The 17,454-nt window shown below is 63.5% G+C and carries 17 protein-coding genes; 4 read left to right on the forward strand and 13 right to left on the reverse strand.

What is annotated here, in order from left to right:
• Nucleotides 1-106 precede the first annotated feature (106 nt).
• On the forward strand, nt 107-1,273 hold the full coding sequence (locus P9250_RS22645) for a lytic transglycosylase domain-containing protein (protein ID WP_250463949.1): 1,167 nt from the start codon (nt 107-109) through the stop codon (nt 1,271-1,273).
• Nucleotides 1,274-1,339: 66 nt separating this feature from the next.
• On the opposite strand, the gene P9250_RS22650 is transcribed toward P9250_RS22645, so the two are convergent.
• From P9250_RS22650 to ribBA, 4 genes are read right to left on the reverse strand one after another with little or no spacing between them, the layout of a single operon-like run.
• Nucleotides 1,340-2,533: a pyridoxal phosphate-dependent aminotransferase gene (locus tag P9250_RS22650; protein ID WP_310395303.1), complete on the reverse strand. Its 1,194-nt coding sequence runs from the start codon at nt 2,531-2,533 to the stop codon at nt 1,340-1,342.
• Nucleotides 2,530-2,958 carry a transcription antitermination factor NusB gene (gene nusB, locus P9250_RS22655; RefSeq protein ID WP_244827419.1) on the reverse strand — a complete coding sequence of 143 codons (429 nt, stop codon included), beginning with the start codon at nt 2,956-2,958 and terminating at the stop codon, nt 2,530-2,532. Before nusB ends, P9250_RS22650 begins: the two co-directional genes overlap by 4 nt.
• Nucleotides 2,955-3,458, reverse strand: a complete 504-nt coding sequence (gene ribH, locus P9250_RS22660; RefSeq protein WP_244827420.1) for a 6,7-dimethyl-8-ribityllumazine synthase — start codon at nt 3,456-3,458, stop codon at nt 2,955-2,957. The genes nusB and ribH overlap by 4 nt, the downstream gene beginning before the upstream one ends.
• A 36-nt stretch (nt 3,459-3,494) precedes the next feature.
• Nucleotides 3,495-4,658 carry a bifunctional 3,4-dihydroxy-2-butanone-4-phosphate synthase/GTP cyclohydrolase II gene (gene ribBA, locus P9250_RS22665; protein ID WP_244827421.1) on the reverse strand — a complete coding sequence of 388 codons (1,164 nt, stop codon included), beginning with the start codon at nt 4,656-4,658 and terminating at the stop codon, nt 3,495-3,497.
• Nucleotides 4,659-4,878: 220 nt separating this feature from the next.
• On the opposite strand from ribBA, the gene P9250_RS22670 reads away from it, so the two are divergent.
• Entirely contained in the window at nt 4,879-5,226 is a 348-nt protein-coding gene (locus P9250_RS22670; RefSeq protein WP_250525572.1) for a type II toxin-antitoxin system Phd/YefM family antitoxin, read from the forward strand.
• Complete coding sequence (locus P9250_RS22675; protein WP_250525573.1) at nt 5,216-5,620, forward strand: type II toxin-antitoxin system RelE/ParE family toxin; 405 nt, start codon at nt 5,216-5,218, stop codon at nt 5,618-5,620. Before P9250_RS22670 ends, P9250_RS22675 begins: the two co-directional genes overlap by 11 nt.
• A 35-nt stretch (nt 5,621-5,655) precedes the next feature.
• Here P9250_RS22675 and P9250_RS22680 read toward each other — a convergent pair whose 3' ends face one another.
• The 4 genes from P9250_RS22680 to P9250_RS22695 all read right to left on the reverse strand — a co-directional run bounded on the left by P9250_RS22680 (nt 5,656) and on the right by P9250_RS22695 (nt 9,348).
• The gene (locus tag P9250_RS22680; RefSeq protein ID WP_250463953.1) at nt 5,656-6,270 is read right to left on the reverse strand and encodes a riboflavin synthase; all 615 of its coding nucleotides are present in this window, start codon (nt 6,268-6,270) and stop codon (nt 5,656-5,658) included.
• Between the two features lie 49 nt (nt 6,271-6,319).
• Entirely contained in the window at nt 6,320-7,441 is a 1,122-nt protein-coding gene (gene ribD, locus P9250_RS22685) for a bifunctional diaminohydroxyphosphoribosylaminopyrimidine deaminase/5-amino-6-(5-phosphoribosylamino)uracil reductase RibD (RefSeq protein ID WP_244827425.1), read from the reverse strand.
• A gap of 21 nt (nt 7,442-7,462) precedes the next feature.
• Nucleotides 7,463-8,746 carry a glutamate-1-semialdehyde 2,1-aminomutase gene (hemL, locus tag P9250_RS22690; protein ID WP_310395308.1) on the reverse strand — a complete coding sequence of 428 codons (1,284 nt, stop codon included), beginning with the start codon at nt 8,744-8,746 and terminating at the stop codon, nt 7,463-7,465.
• Between the two features lie 119 nt (nt 8,747-8,865).
• Nucleotides 8,866-9,348, reverse strand: coding sequence for a hypothetical protein (locus tag P9250_RS22695; protein WP_310395310.1), 483 nt, complete (start codon nt 9,346-9,348; stop codon nt 8,866-8,868).
• 129 nt (nt 9,349-9,477) lie between these two features.
• Here P9250_RS22695 and P9250_RS22700 point away from each other — a divergent pair, with 129 nt between their 5' ends.
• Complete coding sequence (locus P9250_RS22700; protein ID WP_310395311.1) at nt 9,478-10,689, forward strand: Bcr/CflA family multidrug efflux MFS transporter; 1,212 nt, start codon at nt 9,478-9,480, stop codon at nt 10,687-10,689.
• A 77-nt stretch (nt 10,690-10,766) separates the two neighbouring features.
• On the opposite strand, the gene P9250_RS22705 is transcribed toward P9250_RS22700, so the two are convergent.
• The 5 genes from P9250_RS22705 to P9250_RS22725 form a co-directional block, all read right to left on the reverse strand.
• Nucleotides 10,767-12,878 carry a prolyl oligopeptidase family serine peptidase gene (locus tag P9250_RS22705; RefSeq protein ID WP_310395313.1) on the reverse strand — a complete coding sequence of 704 codons (2,112 nt, stop codon included), beginning with the start codon at nt 12,876-12,878 and terminating at the stop codon, nt 10,767-10,769.
• A 139-nt stretch (nt 12,879-13,017) separates the two neighbouring features.
• Complete coding sequence (locus P9250_RS22710; RefSeq protein WP_310395315.1) at nt 13,018-14,136, reverse strand: sn-glycerol-3-phosphate ABC transporter ATP-binding protein UgpC; 1,119 nt, start codon at nt 14,134-14,136, stop codon at nt 13,018-13,020.
• Nucleotides 14,137-14,186: 50 nt separating this feature from the next.
• Nucleotides 14,187-15,044: a carbohydrate ABC transporter permease gene (locus P9250_RS22715; protein ID WP_244827431.1), complete on the reverse strand. Its 858-nt coding sequence runs from the start codon at nt 15,042-15,044 to the stop codon at nt 14,187-14,189.
• Nucleotides 15,034-15,975 carry a carbohydrate ABC transporter permease gene (locus P9250_RS22720; RefSeq protein ID WP_370652092.1) on the reverse strand — a complete coding sequence of 314 codons (942 nt, stop codon included), beginning with the start codon at nt 15,973-15,975 and terminating at the stop codon, nt 15,034-15,036. The genes P9250_RS22715 and P9250_RS22720 overlap by 11 nt, the downstream gene beginning before the upstream one ends.
• Before the next feature lie 147 nt (nt 15,976-16,122).
• A complete protein-coding gene (locus P9250_RS22725; RefSeq protein WP_310395318.1) occupies nt 16,123-17,376 on the reverse strand; it encodes an ABC transporter substrate-binding protein in 1,254 nt (417 codons plus the stop codon).
• Between the last annotated feature and the right edge of the window lie 78 nt (nt 17,377-17,454).

A 17,454-nucleotide genomic window follows, 5' to 3' on the forward strand; every position in this document is an offset into this window, starting at 1 on the left:
CGATGCCGTTTGTGCTTGCCGAGAGCGAGCGGTGTCTGATTTACGCATTGAATTCGCGTTTTATTCGTATTCATCTGCGTTAAATCAAGCAACATTGGGAGCATAGATGAACGCTTCGGTTTTCTGGGGTTCCGACACCCGCGCAGCGCAGATCGTGCGCATTGCGCTGCGTCGCGGACGCCGTTTGAGTCAGCATCTCTTCAGCCTCGTCGGCGGCGCCGCCGTCATCACGGCTTTCGCACTTTGGCTCCTGCCTTCCTGGCGTACGACCTTCGCCGCACGAATCATGCCGTTCGTTTCGGCGGCCGTGCAGGCCGGTCCGGCTCGCTTGCTCGCGGGGCAGCCGCTGCCGCCGTTCGCGGCGGTGCATCGGCCGCCGGTCGAGTCGAATCTGGCTGTCAATCTCGTGTCGAAAGCACGGGCCGCGGATGCGCGCGAAGTGCCCGCAACCGCCGCTCCGTCGCTCGGCGCCGCGACCTACGACGACGCCAGCGCCCGCCAGCTTACGGGCGGCATCAGCCTCGCCGTATCGCCTAACGGGCTCGATCCGCGCACCATGCCCTCCGTCGGCATGCTCGCGAGTCTGATTCCCGCCCAACGCGTCGTCGCCGATGCCCGCGACGACCGCGTCCTCATCTCGACGCGTGAGCAGCAACTCGTCGCCAGCTTCATCGCGCGGCGATATCGCGTGGCGCAGGACCCGGTCAGCGAGCTCGTGCGCGCGGCCTTCGATACCGGCCGCGAAGTAGGCCTCGATCCGTTGCTGTTGCTTTCGGTAATGGCGATCGAGTCCGGCTTCAATCCGTATGCGGAAAGCGGCGTGGGTGCGCAGGGTCTGATGCAGGTGATGTCGAAGGTTCATTCCGACAAATTCCAGTACTTCGGCGGTTCGCACGCGGCGCTCGATCCGCTCGCGAATATCAAGGTCGGGGCGCTGGTGCTGAAGGACTGTATCGCGCGTGGTGGTTCGGTCGCGGGCGGTCTGCGTTATTACGTGGGTTCGTCGACGCAGGACGATGGCGGGTACGGCGCGAAGGTGCTGGCCGAGCGTTCGCGTCTGCGCGATGTCGCGCGTGGCCGCAATGTGCCGATCAACTCGCCGCAAGCGCCCGTGCAGGCGGCGCCGAAGCAGGTTCTCGCTTCTACGTCGGCCGCCACGGCGGATGGCAGCAAGCGCGTGCATGCGACCATCGACAATCAGAAGAAAGCGGAATCGCAGGACGAAACCGATAGTGAAGCGAAGCATGTTGCTTCGGCCGAGTTCGGCGCCTGAGTTTTTTTCGTTGAGTCGTAAAAAAGGGCACCCTCGGGTGCCCTTTTGCTTTTCTTCGCTGCAAATTTATCGGCTGAAAAGCGAGCCCAGGCGATGAACCGCTTCCTCCAGCTTTGCGTACGCCGTTGCGTATGAAACCCGGATATAGCGCTCGGGCGCATGAAAGCCGAAATCGGCGCCTGGTACGAGCACGACGCCTGCATCGTGAAGCATCGATTGCGTGAGCGCGCCGCTGTGGCCGGCTGCGGGGTGCGCGACGCTCATCGTGTCCGCATAGACGTAGAAGGCGCCGTCGGGCGTGACCGGCACGCCAAAGCCCAGCGAACGCAACGCCGGCACGATGTAATCGCGCCGGCGCTTGAATTCGAGGCGGCGCGCTTCGTAGATCGCGATTGTCTCCGGCTCGAAGCAGGCGAGCGCCGCGTGCTGCGCCAGCGCCGATGCGCAGATGAAAAGGTTCTGCGAGAGCTTCTCGACTGCCGGAACCATTGCGTGCGGCACGACCAGCCAGCCGAGCCGCCAGCCGGTCATGCTGAAATATTTCGAAAAGCTGTTTACGGTAACGACATCGTCGCCGAAGGAGAGCGCCGAGATGGGCTTCGCGTCGTAGCTCAAGCCCTGATAGATCTCGTCGACGATCGTGAAGCCGCCGCGCGCACGCACCGCATTCACGATGCGCTTCAGTTCATCCGGCGCGATGGACGTGCCCGTCGGGTTCGACGGCGACGCCAGTAATACGCCGCGCGTTTGCGGCCGCCAGTATTCCTCGACGTGAGCCGCCGTCAACTGAAAGCGCTCGGCCGGGCCGCTTGGGATCAGCACGGGCTTGCCGTCCGCCGCCGACACGAAATGCCGGTTGCACGGATAGCACGGGTCGGGCATCAGCACTTCGTCGCCGTGATCGACGAGCGTCATGCACGCGAGCAACAGCGCCGCCGATGCACCCGCCGTCACCACGATGCGCTGCGGGTCGACCGTGAGGCCGAACGCATCGCGATAGTGCTGCGAGATCGCCTCGCGCAACGCGGTCACGCCGAGCGCATTCGTGTATTGCGTGACGCCGCGCTGCAAGGCATCCGCGGCGGCGCGCGTGACCGGTTCGGGCGCCGTGAAATCCGGCTCGCCGATACCCATATGGATGATGTCGCGCCCCGCGCGTTCCAGCGCCTGCGCGTCCTTCATCAACTCCATCACGTAGAACGGCTCGATCGCGTCGACCCGTGACGCAAGCCGCACCAGCGGCTCGGTGGCGGTGTTCATCTGCGCGCCTGCGCCTCGGTCGGACGCAAGGCGACCGCGAGCTTGTCGAGCACGCCGTTCACGTACTTGTAGCCATCCGAACCGCCGAACGTCTTGGTCAGCTCGACCGCCTCGTTAATCACCACGCGATACGGAATGTCCAGGTGATGCTTGAATTCGAACGCGGCGACCAGCAGAACCGCGCGCTCCACCGGCGACAGTTGCTCGATAGGCCGGTCGAGACATGGCTGCAACTGCTCGGAGAGCACGTCGGCTTCCTTGATCACGCCGTGCAGAATGGCATCCAGATGCTCATGGTCGGCCTTGTCGAAGCCCTGCGCATTGCGCAGCTGCGCGTCGATCTCGCCGCCGGGCGCACCCGACAGCAGCCATTGATATAGCCCTTGCGTCGCGAGTTCACGCGAGCGGCGTCGAGCGCTCTTCATGCGCGGTCCTCGTCTTCGTCTTCTTCGTCGTCGCCGCCGAGCTGTTCCAGCGCGACGGAAAGATTCGCCATTTCAACTGCCACGCGTGCCGCATCGCGGCCTTTTTCCGTCATGCGCGCGACGGCTTGTTCGTCGTTTTCGGTCGTCAGCACGGCGTTCGCCACCGGCACGCCGAAGTCGAGCGCAATGCGCGAAATGCCCGAGCCGCTTTCGTTCGAAACCAGTTCGAAGTGATACGTCTCGCCGCGCACCACGGCGCCGAGCGCGATCAGCGCGTCGAACTGGCCGGATTCCGCGAGTTTTTGCAGCGCCAGCGGAATTTCGAGCGCGCCCGGCACGGTGACGAGCAGCACGTCTTCGCCGATCACGCCGAGGCGTTCCAGCTCTTCGATGCATGCATCGGCGAGGCCATTGCACACGGGTTCGTTGAAGCGCGACTGCACGATGCCGATGCGCAGACCGTCACCGTCGAGATTCGGCTGGTATTGTCCGATTTCCATGAATGAGTTCCGTTGGTTTGGAATGAGTTGATGCGTTCAGGCAGAGCGCAGATGCGAGACCGGCGTGTCCGCGGGCGCGGCGGTCGCGGGGCAGCCGGGCATGGCGATGAAGCCGGTCACTTCGAGCCCGTAGCCCGACATGCTGCCGAGCTTGCGCGGATTCGCGAGCACCTGCATCTTGCCGACGCCCAGGTCGCGCAAGATCTGCGCGCCGATGCCATAAGTCTTGAAGTCGATGGGACGGCGCTTCAGTTCGAGCGCCTTGTCCTTCTCGTCGAACGCGCGGAACACGTCCACGAGTTGTTCCTTGGTGTCGCCGCAATTGAGCATGACGATGGCGCCGAGATCGCGCGCGGCGATTTCCTTCATGGCCGCGTCGATGGTCCATGAATGCGTGGAAGAATCGATCTCGAGCAAGTCGAGCACCGAAAGCGGCTCGTGCACGCGCACCGGCGTTTCGCGGTCGGGCGAGGGCGTGCCGCGCACGAGCGCGATATGCGGCGAACGCGTCGGCTCGTCGCGATAGAGCACCGCGCGAAACGAACCGTGAGCGGTCTGCATGATGCGCTCGCCGACCTTTTCGATGATGGATTCCGTCCGGCTGCGATAGTGGATCAGGTCGGCGATGGTGCCGATCTTGAGCCCGTGCTGATCCGCGAATTCCATGAGGTCGGGCAGGCGCGCCATCTCGCCGTCGTCCTTGATGATTTCGCAGATGACGGATGCGGGCGTGAGGCCCGCTAGCGCGGTCAGATCGCAGCCAGCTTCCGTGTGGCCGGCACGCACGAGCACGCCGCCTGGCTGCGCCATGATCGGGAACACGTGGCCCGGCTGCACGATGTGCTCGGCGCGCGCGTCGTGCGCGACCGCCGCCGCGACCGTGCGCGCGCGGTCGGAAGCCGAAATGCCGGTGGTCACGCCTTCGGCCGCCTCGATGCTGACCGTGAACGCGGTGCCGTACTGCGTGCCGTTGCGGTGGGTCATGAGCGGCAGATTCAGTTGCTTGCAGCGCTCTTGCGTGAGCGTCAGGCAGATCAGGCCGCGACCGTGCTTCGCCATGAAATTGATCGCTTCCGGCGTGACGAAATCGGCTGCGACGAGTAGGTCGCCTTCGTTTTCGCGGTCTTCCTCGTCGACGAGGATCACCATCCGCCCGGCTTTCAGTTCAGCGATGATCTCTGGAGTGGTGGCGATCGGCATGATGGCGTCCCGAAGTGGTCCGGATTGGGAAAGGGCATATTTTACGCCACCGATGATGGACAGTCGGTGAAATCGCGGCGTCGCCTGCACAGGCGATTTTTCCTATTCCTTCTGGACGACTGGCGCGGCCTCATGCGGCCTGAGATGATACGAATTCCTTATCCTTTGCGAGTGTGAATTCTGTACCATGTTGAGTACGTTAAATAGCACGGAGCCTAAAATGGCTTTTACCCCCAAAGACGTCATCTCCCTTTCGCAGGCGCGTGCGAATTTGTCGGAGCTCATCGACGAAGTGCAGAAGGGCACGGACAAGATCATCACGAAGAACGGCGAAGCAAGCGTCGCGTTGATCAGCACGGAGAAGCTGGAGCACTACTATCGCGCGGAGCGGGCGCGGATTCATTTGCTGTTGCTGGAAGACGCCAAGGAAGCGATCGCGGCGTGGAAGGCAGGGGAGCCGACGGAGGATGCGGGCGAGGCAATAGGGCGTATCAGGGCCCGACTGCGTCAGGAGCGCGAGGAACGCGAAAGGCGCGCACGGGAAGACGGGGGTGAGGATGCCAAATGATGGACGCACACGCGCGACTCTCCGCACCTCGAAGAAATTTCTGCTTCGGCTCGCGGATATCGAGCGTTATTGGGGCCGAGTGGATCAGCCTCAAAGCTATGAGCGCATGCTGGAAGTGCTGGAGAGCAAGGTCATGCCGCTTTTGCGGCGTTTTCCGGCGATCGGGCGGCCTTTCCTCAATACCGATCCCGATACCTATCAGGCAATACTGGCCTGCGAAGAACTTATCGAAGAAACCGAGGAAGCCAAGAAGCGCGCCGAACTACGCGAACACGTGTTCGAAGACTACGTGCTTCTGTACCTTCTGATCGGCGACACGGTGCTGCTCACGTCCATTCGCCACACCAAGGAAGTCTCCTTCGACTTCGATCACATCTGGGGCCCCGAGCGCTGAGCCGCGCCGCGCCAAAGCGCCAAGACCGGAAAGCATCACGACGCGTTCATCATCCGCTCGACATAGCGCGCGATCAGGTCGATCTCCAAATTGACCTTCGCGCCCGGCTTGAGCGCCTTGAGCGTCGTAACTTCGACGGTATGCGGAATGAGGTTGATGGAGAACTCGCAGCCATCGGCGCGGTCGCTAACCGAGTTGACCGTGAGGCTCACGCCATTTACCGTCACCGAACCCTTGTAGGCCAGGTACTTGCCGATCTCCTTCGGCGCGACGACGCGCAATTCGTGCGATTCGCCCACGCGTTCGAAGCGCGACACTTCGCCAAGGCCATCCACATGGCCCGAAACCAAGTGACCGCCCAGCCGGTCATGCGCGCGCAACGCCTTTTCCAGATTCACTTCGTCGCCCGCGTGGCCGAGTCCGACCGTCTTGTTGAGGCTTTCGCGCGAGACATCGACATCGAAGGCATTCGCGGTCTTTTCAATGACCGTCATGCACGCGCCCTGAATGGCGATGCTGTCGCCCAGTTCGACATCCGCGAGATCGAGACCGCCTGCCGTGACCGTCAGGCGCACGCCCGCTTCCGGCTCCGCGCCAAGCGGCGTGACTTGGTCGATACGGCCTACCGCGCTGACAATTCCTGTGAACATCGACTGCTTCCTTTAACTTGACGAGCTGACTTAGCCGGACCCACGCGGATCAGCAGGCGTCGGTGGTGACATTTGCCTCGGCGAAACGCGCAAGAATGCGCAAGTCGTCGCCGAGCCGGTCTATACGATGAAACTTGAGATGCGCGCGCGCATCCAGCGTGGCGGGCGGCGCGAAGTCGAACATGCCGGGCGCGCTGCCGAGAAGGCTTGGCGCGAGATACACCAGCAGTTCATCGACACAGCCTTCGCGCAATAGCGAGCCATTGAGCTTGTGCCCGGCTTCGACGTGCAATTCGTTGATGCCGCGATCCGCAAGCGCGATGAGCACGGCGGGCAGATCGACCTTGCCCTGTTCGTTGGGCAGTTCGATCAGCTCCGCGCCCTTCGCACGCAACGCCGCGACGCGCGCGGGATCGGCGTTGGCCGAATGGAAGATCCACGCTGGCGGGCCTTCCAGCATGCGGGCATCGAGCGGCACGTCCAGACGGCTGTCGATCAGAACGCGCTGCGGCTGGCGCGGTGTTTCGACCGCGCGCACGGTCAGTTGCGGGTTGTCCTCGCGCACCGTGCCTATGCCCGTGAGGATGGCGCAGGCGCGTGCGCGCCATGCGTGGCCGTCGGCACGCGCGTCCTCACCCGTGATCCACTGGCTTTCGCCCGAGGGCAAACCCGTGCGGCCATCGAGCGTCGCGGCCACTTTCATGCGCACCCACGGCCGCCGCCGCGTCATGCGCGACACGAAGCCGATGTTCATCTCGTGCGCCTCGTGCGCGAGCAGACCGCAGCGCACGTCGATGCCCGCATCGCGCAACATCACGAGACCGCGCCCGGAGACGGTCGGGTTCGGATCTTCCATCGCGGCGATCACTTTTTCCACGCGCGCGTCGATGAGCGCCTGCGCGCACGGCGGCGTGCGCCCGAAATGGCTGCACGGTTCGAGCGTGACGTAAGCGGTTGCGCCACGCGGGTCCTTGCCGCGCGATCGCGCGTCCTTGAGCGCGCGGACTTCGGCGTGATCCAGACCGGCCGGCTGCGTGAAGCCCGTGCCGATTACTTCGCCGTTCTTGACCAGCACGCAGCCGACGCGCGGATTGGGCGTCGTCGTGTACATGCCGCGCGAGGCGAGCGCGAGCGCGCGCTCCATGTGCGTGAAGTCGGTTTGCGAAAACATCGCGGTCGCCGCGCCCGAGGTTTAAGCCGCGAGCGACGCGAATGCGCCGCGCGCCGCTTCGAGGGTTGCGTCGATCACGGCGTCGTCGTGCGCGCTGGAGACGAAACCGGCTTCGAATGCCGATGGCGCGAAGTACACGCCGGCATCGAGCATGGCGTGGAAGAACGTGTTGAAGCGCCGCGTGTCGCCCTGCGTGACTTCGGCAAAGCTCACCGGCACCTGCTCGGCGAAGTAAAGGCCGAACATGCCGCCGATGGAGTCGGCCGAGAAGGGCACCTTGGCATCGCGCGCGGCGGCGCTCAGGCCATCGACGAGCTTGCGCGTCTGCTTCGCGAGGTCGTCGTAGAAGCCGGGGCGCTGGATCAGCTGCAAGGTCTTAAGCCCGGCCGCGACCGCGATGGGATTGCCGGACAGCGTGCCTGCCTGATACACACCGCCGAGCGGCGCGAGATGCGCCATGATGTCCCGGCGCCCGCCGAAGGCCGCGGCCGGCATGCCGCCGCCGATCACCTTGCCGAGGCAGGTCAGGTCGGGCTTGATGCCGTAGACCTGCTGCGCGCCGCCAAGCGCGACGCGAAAGCCGCACATCACTTCGTCGAAAATCAGGACCGAGCCGTACTCGTCGCAACGCGCGCGCAGTGCGTTCAGGAACTCGGGCGTCGCGCGCACGAGATTCATGTTGCCCGCGACCGGCTCCACGATCACCGAGGCGATGTCCGCGCCGAACGCCGCGAAGGCTTCGTTCAGTTGCTCGACGTTGTTGTACTCGAGCACGGTGGTGTGCTTCGCGATATCCGCGGGCACGCCCGCCGAAGTCGGATTGCCGAACGTGAGCAGGCCCGAACCCGCCTTCACGAGCAAACTGTCCGCGTGACCGTGATAGCAACCCTCGAACTTGACGATGCGGCTGCGGTCCGTGAAGCCGCGCGCGAGACGCAGCGCGCTCATGGTCGCTTCGGTGCCGCTCGACACCATGCGCACCTGTTCGATCGACGGCACGAGCTTGCAGATTTCCTCGGCGATCTCGATTTCCGCCTCGGTCGGCGCGCCGAAGGAGAAACCGTGGGCGAGCACGCGCTGCACGGCGTCGAGCACTTCGGGATGCACGTGGCCGAGAATCATCGGGCCCCACGAGCCGATGTAGTCGATATAGCGCTTGCCCTCGGCGTCCCAGAAGTACGGGCCTTCCGCGCGCTCGATGAAGCGCGGCGTGCCGCCGACCGAGCGGAACGCGCGCACCGGCGAATTCACGCCGCCGGGAATGGTTTGCTGAGCGCGTTCGAAGAGGGCTTGATTCTTGGACATGGATGAGGCCTGCACGGTTGTGGATGCGAAATACGCAAGGGACTCGACGCTCCGCTCAAAGCGGCAAAAGCGCGGCGCGCGGTTGATGCCGACGCGCGGTCCGGTGCGAAAAACATGCTTCAAATTGTACCGGAGTCGTCATATTCGAGCGGCTTCGGCCGCCCGCGTCGCCCGGTGCGCGCAGTCCACAGCTTTTCGAGCGCGCCTTCCGCCATCGGCTTGATGATCGTGCCGGAACTTTGCGCGTCCCACGTCTGCACGGAAAGCGGATGCGCGCGCAGTTCGTCGCGCGTGACGACGACTTGCTCGTTCGCATCGACGAGCCAGTCGTACACGAAATCGATGCACAGCCGGTATCCGCGCTTTGAGTGCGCATCCGGCACTTCGTAGGGCGCGCGCGTCACGTAGCCCGATGCGAACACGCCCTTCGGCTGCTGCGTCACGCGATGCACGAACACGCGGTCACCCGGCAAGAGGCCGCGCGCGGTGCCGCAGCCCCAGACGTCGGCGACGGCTTCGCCTGCGGCCACGCGTCGCGCACAGTCGGGCAGTTCGGGCCACGGCCATTTCTTCGGGCTCCAGATCAGGAGAAACGCGGTCATGGGTCTGACGAGAATAAGTGGATGGCTAAAAGCCGGAGCTTAGCGGATCGACGCGTACAATGGCCTCGCCCGGCGCCGATGCAGCACGCGCGCGGCATCCGCTCTGCACCTTCGTCTTTTCCGAGTCCAATGCCTGACACCACTGCCCGCCGGCCCGATGGCCGGCTGATTCTGTTGCTCGGCGCGCTCGCCGCCTGCGGTCCCTTGTCGATCGACATGTATCTGCCGAGTCTGCCGTCGCTCGCCGCCGCGTTCGGCACGACGCCTGCCGCCGCGCAAAGCACGCTCACGAGTTTCATGTTCGGCTTCTCGTTCGGCATGTTGCTCTATGGCCCGCTTTCCGACGCCTATGGACGCCGGCCGGTGCTGCTCGGCGGCATTGCGCTGTACGCGCTTGCGAGCGTCGCGTGCGCGGTGGCGTCGTCCATCGACGCCCTCGTTTTCGTGCGCTTCCTGCAGGCGCTCGGTGCGGGCGCGGCTTCCGTGCTCGCGCGCGCCATCGCCCGCGACGCCCACGCGCCCGCCGATGCCGCCCGCGTGCTGTCGATGCTGTCCATCGTTACGTCCATTGGTCCGCTGCTCGCGCCGTTGATCGGCGGGCAATTGCTGCTGTTGGGCGGTTGGCGCGTGGTCTTTGCCGCGCTCACGCTCTTCGGCGTGGCGTGCTCCATCACCGCTTTTCTGCGCGTACCCGAAACCTGGCCGAAGGAAAAGCGCGCGGGCTCCGCGCTCAGCGCTTCGTTCGCGGCTTACGGGCACTTGTTGCGCGACCCCGTCACCTGGGGCCACATGATGTGCGGCGGCATGGCGTTCGCGTCGATGTTCGCGTACATCACGGCGACGCCCTTCGTCTACATCGACTATTTCCATGTGAAGCCGCAGTATTACGGGCTGCTGTTCGGGCTGAATATCGTCGGCATCATTGGCGGGAACGTGTTGAATACGAAGCTCGTCGGCCGCCTCGGCGCGATGAAGATGATCTCCGGCGCGGCCTTCGTCAGCGTGATCGCGGCGCTTGCCGTCGCGCTCGTTTCGCTGACGGGTTGGGGCGGGCTGTGGTCGATCGTCGTATGTCTGTTCTTCGTGGTCGGCGTGGTTGGCCTGCTCGCGGCGAACTGCACGACGGAACTGATGCACCGCTATCCGCGCAACGCGGGCGCGGCCGCCGCTGTCTTCGGTGCGATGCAGCTTGCGCTCGGCGCGCTATCGAGTCTTGCGGTCGGGTTGTTCCACGATGTATCGCCGCATGGCATGGGCATCGTGATCGGGGTTTGCGGCGTGCTGACTTTTCTCGGGCGTACGTTGGTGCTTCGTTCGCATGCTGCGCCGGTCAAGGTTTGAGGCGCATTGCAGGATTAAAAAACCTCGCCGCCTGGCGAGGTTTTCGGACTTCGTTCTCGCGTCAACGGTTCGACCTGTCACCCGAGCGGCCCAAGCTTCATCGCCAGGAACGTAAATGCCGCCGCTTCCGCCTGCGCCACGGCTTCCGGCTCCACGCCCGCGCCGTGTCCGCCTTCGCCGGTTTCCTGATACCAGACGTTTTCGTGCCCTTGCGCCTGCATCTTCGCGGCCATCTTGCGCGCGTGACCGGGATGCACACGGTCGTCCGCCGTCGATGACGTGAACAACGACGCCGGATAATCGACATCCGCCTTCACGTTCTGATACGGCGAATACGCCAGCAGATGACGCAGGTCGTCGGCATCGTCGGGGTCGCCGTATTCGTCGATCCACGATGCGCCTTGCAGCAGCAAATGAAAACGCGCCATGTCGAGCAGCGGCACTTCCGACAGCACCGCGCCGAAAAGCTCGGGTCGCTGCACCATGCACGCGCCGGTGAGCAAACCGCCGTTACTGCCGCCGCGAATGCCGAGCTGCCTGGCCGTGGTCACGCCGCTCGCGACCAGCGCTTTAGCCACCGCGATGAAGTCGTCGAACGAGACTTGCCGCTTTTCGCGCAGCGCCGCCTGATGCCATTGCGGCCCGAATTCGCCGCCGCCGCGAATGTTCGCGATGGCCAACAGCCCGCCGCGCGCGAGCCACGCAATGCCAGTGGTCGAATCGTAATGCGGATCGAGCGCGACTTCGAAGCCGCCATAGCCGTAGAGCAGGCAAGGCCGCGCATCGGTCGACACATCCGCGCCACGGCCGATCAGCCAGTACGGAATGCGCTCGCCATCTTTCGCGATCGCGTGATGACGCACCGCCGACATGCCGCTCGCGTCGAACTGCGCGGGCAAACGTGCGAGCAGTTGCCAGGGCAAGTCGCTCGCAAGATCCGCGAAGTAGAGCGACGGCGGCATCAGAAAATGCTCGACGTGAATGAGCACCGTGTCGTCCCGTTCGCTGTCGATGGAATCGACGTAAGACTGGCTCGCTTCGGGCAGCGCGAAATCGCGCGCGTTCCACGCCGTCTTGTGATCGGCGGGCGGCGCGAGGAGCGTGACGCGCGGCGTGCCGTCGTCCATTTGGCTTGCGATCAGCCAATGCTTCGTGAAGTCGATGCCCGCGAGCACGCGCCTGTCCGACGGCTTGAACAGCACCGTGAAATCGCGCGCGCCTTCGAGAAACGCGTCACGGCGGATGACGAGCAAGGTCCCGCCTTCGTGACGCACGCCGCCCGTTTTCCACGCTTCGCGCGGCGTGACGAACAGCCAGCCGTTCCAGTGCTCGACTTCGACGTGCGTCGGCAGATCGTATTGACGCCACGCGTTGGCGGTTTCATCGAGCCAGAAGTGCAGCGTGTCGTAGAACGTGACCGCGCGCGAGGCGAGATGCAGCTTTTCGAGCGGATCGTAATCCGCGCCCGCCGAGACATCGCGACGCTGGCCCTCGAACACCACGGGTGCATCCGCGAGCGGCGTGCCGCGCTTCCAGCGACGCGCCTGGCGCGGAAAACCCGATGTCGTCAACGCGGGTTTCTTGTTGTGCTTGCTGTCGTCCCAGCCGACGTAGCAGGTATCGCGATCGATCCACGAAATGTCGTGCTTGCCGACATCCGGCAGCACGAAGCCATCGTCGATAAAGCTGCGTGCTTCGATATCGAACTCGCGGACCATGCACGCGTCCGAGCCGCCGGGCGACAAGCTGACGAGCGCGCGGTCGTAAGTCGGGTAGAGCATGTCGAAGTCGGCGAGCGCCCAGCGCGTGTCGTCGGTTTCGTCGGTATTGAGATCGAGCGCGTCGACGTCGAGGATGATCTGCCACTCGGGCGTGCCCGCGAGCCACGCGCTCCACGGCGTGCGCCGCACGATGCCAAGCGGATGCGCTTCGTCCTGCCACGTGTTGTAGCCCCACTCGCCATAGCGCGAGCATGTGACGATGCGGTCCTTCGAGGTGTACGACTTTTCGAGCTGCGAGGCGAGGGCGCGCGCCTCGGGCGTGTTGCCGAATGCGGCTTCGGTGCGGCGGTTCTGGGCATCGACCCAGATTTGCACCTTGGGATCGTCGAGCGATTCGAGACCGATGAACGGATCGGATTGCTGACCCGAAGGCCAGGCGAGAGCGGGTTGCGACGAAAGCAGACTCATGTACGGTGCAGAGAGGTTTTCATATGCCGATTGTGCCTGCTTCTGGCATCGCCCATGGAAATCGGGCTAAAAAATCAGCAAAAGCAAAAAAGCCGCGCATGTCGCGCGGCTCTCTACAAACGAAGACGAAGCCTGAAACTCAGGCCAGCCGGTCTTCCGTCTGCGGGTCGAACAACACAGCCTTCGACACATCGAACAGCAAAGTCATGTTCGAAGCCGGTTGCGGGTTCGACGCCGGGTGCACGCGCGCCACGATACGCTTGCCGTTCACTTGCGCGAAGAGCAGCGTGTCCGGACCGGTCGGCTCGATCACGTCCACCAGCACGTCGATGGGCTGCATGCGCGCGTCGTCCGCGTTGTGGGCGTTACGCGCGTCGGTGATACGCTCCGGGCGCAGCCCAAGAATCACGTCCTGGCCGACCTTGCCGCGCAAACGGCTCGCTTCGAACGGCAGGTTCAGCACCTTCTTCGTCACGCCCGTGTCGATCTGCAGGCCGACGCCCGAACCCGCTTCCACCAGTTTGCCGGTGATGAAGTTCATCGGAGGAGCGCCGATAAAGCCCGCGACGAACAGGTTCGAGGGCGAGTCGTAGATTTCCTGCGGCGCGCCGAACTGCTGCACGATGCCGTCCTTCATCACCGCGATACGGTCGCCGAGCGTCATCGCTTCGATCTGATCGTGCGTGACGTAGACGATGGTCGTGCCCAGACGCTGATGCAGCAGCTTGATTTCCGAGCGCATCTCGATACGCAGCTTCGCGTCGAGGTTGGACAGCGGCTCGTCGAACAGGAACATGACGGGATCGCGTGCGAGCGCACGGCCCATTGCCACGCGCTGACGCTGACCGCCCGACAACTGACCGGGCTTGCGGTCGAGCAGATGACCGATCTGCAGCGTTTCCGACACGCGGTCGACGATCTTCTTCTGCTCGTCCTTCGGCACCTTGCGGATATTGAGGCCGAACGAGATGTTCTCGCGCACGCTCATGGAAGGGTAGAGCGCGTAGGACTGGAACACCATCGCGATGTCGCGGTCCTTCGGCGAGAGATTGTTGACCGTCTTGCCGTCGATCATGATGTCGCCGCTCGTCACGGTTTCGAGACCCGCGATCATGTTGAGCAGGGTCGATTTGCCGCAACCCGAGCCGCCGACAAGAATCAGGAACTGTCCGTCCTCGATGTCGATGTTGACGCCCTTGAGAACCGGCACCCCGTTCGGGTAGGTCTTGTACACGTCACGGATGGAAAGGCTTGCCATGTGAATCCTCTATGTTTGTCTTGGCCGGAAAGGGATCGCGCAAATGGCGATCAACCCTTCACCGCGCCGGCTGTCAGGCCGCGCACGAAATAGCGTCCCGCGATCATGTAGACGAGAATCGTCGGCAAGGCCGCGATGATCGCGCCCGCCATGTCGACGTTGTATTCCTTCACGCCCGTGGATGTGTTCACGAGGTTGTTGAGCGCCACCGTGATCGGCATCGAATCGACGCCCGAAAACACGATGCCGAACAGGAAGTCGTTCCAGATCTGCGTGAATTGCCAGATCAGGCACACCATGAAAATGGGCAACGACACCGGCAGCAGGATCTTCGTGAAGATGGTGAAGAAACCCGCGCCGTCGATGCGCGCCGCCTTCACCAGTTCAGCCGGAATGCTGACGTAGAAGTTGCGGAAGAACATGGTCGTGAACGCAATGCCGTAGATCACGTGCACGAGCACGAGGCCCGAGGTCGTGTTCGAGAGGCCGAGCATGCCTTGCAGCCGCGCCATCGGCAGAAGAATGGCCTGGAACGGGATGAAGCAGCCCACGAGCAGCATGGTGAAGAACGCATCCGCGCCACGGAAACGCCAGTGCGTGAGCACGTAGCCGTTGAACGCGCCGATGATCGACGAGAGCAGCACGGCCGGAATTACCATGCGCACCGAGTTCATGAAGAACGGCTGCATGCCGTCACAACGCACGCCGGTACAAGCTTCCTGCCACGCCTTGACCCACGGCGCGAAGGTGAAGTGCGTGGGCGGCGTGAGCAGATTGCCGGTACGAAGCTGATCGAGGTCCTTGAAGGACGTCGAGAGCATGACGTAGATCGGGAACAGGAAGTAAAGCGCAAACAGAATCAGCACCGCATAAATGACGGTGCGGCTGATCGTCATCTTAGGCTGCATTGCGGGTGCTCCTCGATTCCAGATACATGAGCGGCACGAGCACGGCGACGACGGTGGCGAGCATCATCATCGACGAAGCGGCGCCTACGCCGAGTTGGCCGCGATTGAACGAGAACGTGTACATGAAGATGGCGGGCAGCGACGACGACGTGCCAGGACCGCCCGCCGTCAACGCGACGACCAGGTCGAACGTCTTGATGGTGATGTGGCAGAGAATCAGCAGCACGGAGAAGAACACCGGGCGCATGCTCGGAATCACGATCTTGCGGTAGATGGTCGGCAAGCCTGCGCCGTCCATCTGCGCGGCCTTGAAGATTTCGCTGTCCACGCCGCGCAGGCCGGCGAGGAAAAGCGCCATCACGAAGCCGCTCGACTGCCACACCGCCGCGATGACGACGCAAAAGATCGCCTTGTCCGGATTGCCGAGCCAGTCGAACGAAAAGCTCGTCCAGCCCCAGTCGTGCAGCACTTTCTCGATGCCGAGGCTCGGGTTCAGAATCCACTGCCACGCCGTGCCCGTCACGATGAACGAGAGCGCCATCGGATAGAGAAAGATCGCGCGCAGCGCGCCTTCGTTGCGGATTCTCTGGTCGAGCAGGATGGCCAGAAAGAGACCGAGTCCGACGCAGATTGCAATGAACGGAATGCCGAACCAGCCGAGATTGGCGGCGGACGTCCACCAGACGTCGTTGTCGAAGAGTTGCCGGTATCGGTCGAGGCCGGAGAACTCGTAGCGCGGCATGAGCCGCGAATTCGTGAGCGACAGATAGCCCGTGATGAGGATGAACCCGTACACGAAGATCAGCGCGATCAAGATGCTGGGAGCAAGCACCAGCTTCGGAATCCATCGATCGGCAAGCGCCGCCGTCGCGGACGCGCGGCGAGGCTGATGCGGACGTTTTTCCGCGGTACCGCTTAGGGAGGCAGTCACAACTCGACTCCTGGTAATGCGCCGGCGTTTGGATACGCTTGTTTGTGCGCGTGAGCCAATGGCTTTGCTTCGTATGGCGTTTGAGCGCGTTCGAATGCTTGAAGCGGCCCGCGCGCAGGTGCGCCACGGGCCGCCGTTACGGCTTGCTTACTTCGTCTTCGCTGCGTTCGAAAGCGCTTGCACCGCGCTCTTCGAGTCTTGCGACGAGTTCATGAACTTCGTGACGACGTCGGTGATGGCGCCGGCGGTGGCATCGCCCTGAGCCATGCCGTGAGCCAGCGACGGCACGTAGCCGCCACCCTTGATCGCCGCTTGTTCATCCGAGTACGACTTCTTCGCGCAGTCGTCGAATTTGTCCATGTTCACGCCGAGACGAACCGGAATGGAACCCTTGTTCAGGCTGAACTGCTCCTGGAACTCCGGCGTCATGATGGTCTTCGCGAGCGCGAGCTGGCCCGGCGTCGCGGTCTTCTGGCCCTTCTGCTGGAAGAACACGAACGAGTCGACGTTGAAGGTGTAGGCCTTCTCCGTGCCCGGCACCGCGGCGCAGATGTAGTCCGTACCCGACTTCTTGTTGGCGCCGGCGAATTCGCCCTTTGCCCAGTCGCCCATGAACTGCATGCCCGCCTTGCCGTTGATGACCATGGCCGTGGCGAGGTTCCAGTCGCGGCCGGTGCGGCCGTTATCGAAGTAACCCTGAATCTTGCGCACGGTGTCGAACACCTGAACCATCTTGTTCGAGGTCAGCGTCTTCTGATCCAGATCGACGATGGCCTTCTTGTAGAAGTCCGAGCCTTGCGACAGCACGACGTCTTCCCACAAGGTCAGGTCTTGCCACGGCTGACCGCCCATGGCGATCGGCATGATGCCCGCGGCCTTCATCTTGTCGGCGACCTGGAAGAACTCGGCCCAGGTGGTCGGCACCTTGCCGCCCGCCTTGTCCAGCGCAGCCTTGTTGATGTAGAGCCAGTTCACGCGGTGCACCGAGAAGGGCGCGGCGACATAGTGGCCGTCTGCGTGGATGATCTTGTCGATTTCAGGCGGCAGGTTCTTCTTCCAGTCGCCGGCGATGGAATCGATCGGCACGAGCACGCCTTGCTCCGACCATTCCTGGATCAACGGACCCTTGATCTGTGCCGCCGACGGCGCGTTGCCCGAGATCACCTGAGTCTTGAGCGCGGTCATCGCGGCAGCGCCCGCGCCACCTGCGACGGCGAAGTCCTTCCAGGTGTAACCCTGCTTCGTCATGTCGTCCTTGAGCACGCCGACTGCCTTGGATTCGCCGCCCGACGTCCACCAGTGCAGCACGGAAACCGCTTCGGCAGCTTGAACCGCCGACGCCGTCGCGCCGCACAGAAGACCTGCGGCGCACAGCGCGCCCATGAGCTTACGGACTTTCATTGTTTATCTCCTCCAGACACCTAACAAGAAACGATTGGCTCCTGATGTCGCCAGGAAGCGCGGTTGGAAAAACGGGCA

Source organism: Caballeronia sp. LP006 (assembly GCF_031450995.1).
Lineage (GTDB): Bacteria > Pseudomonadota > Gammaproteobacteria > Burkholderiales > Burkholderiaceae > Caballeronia.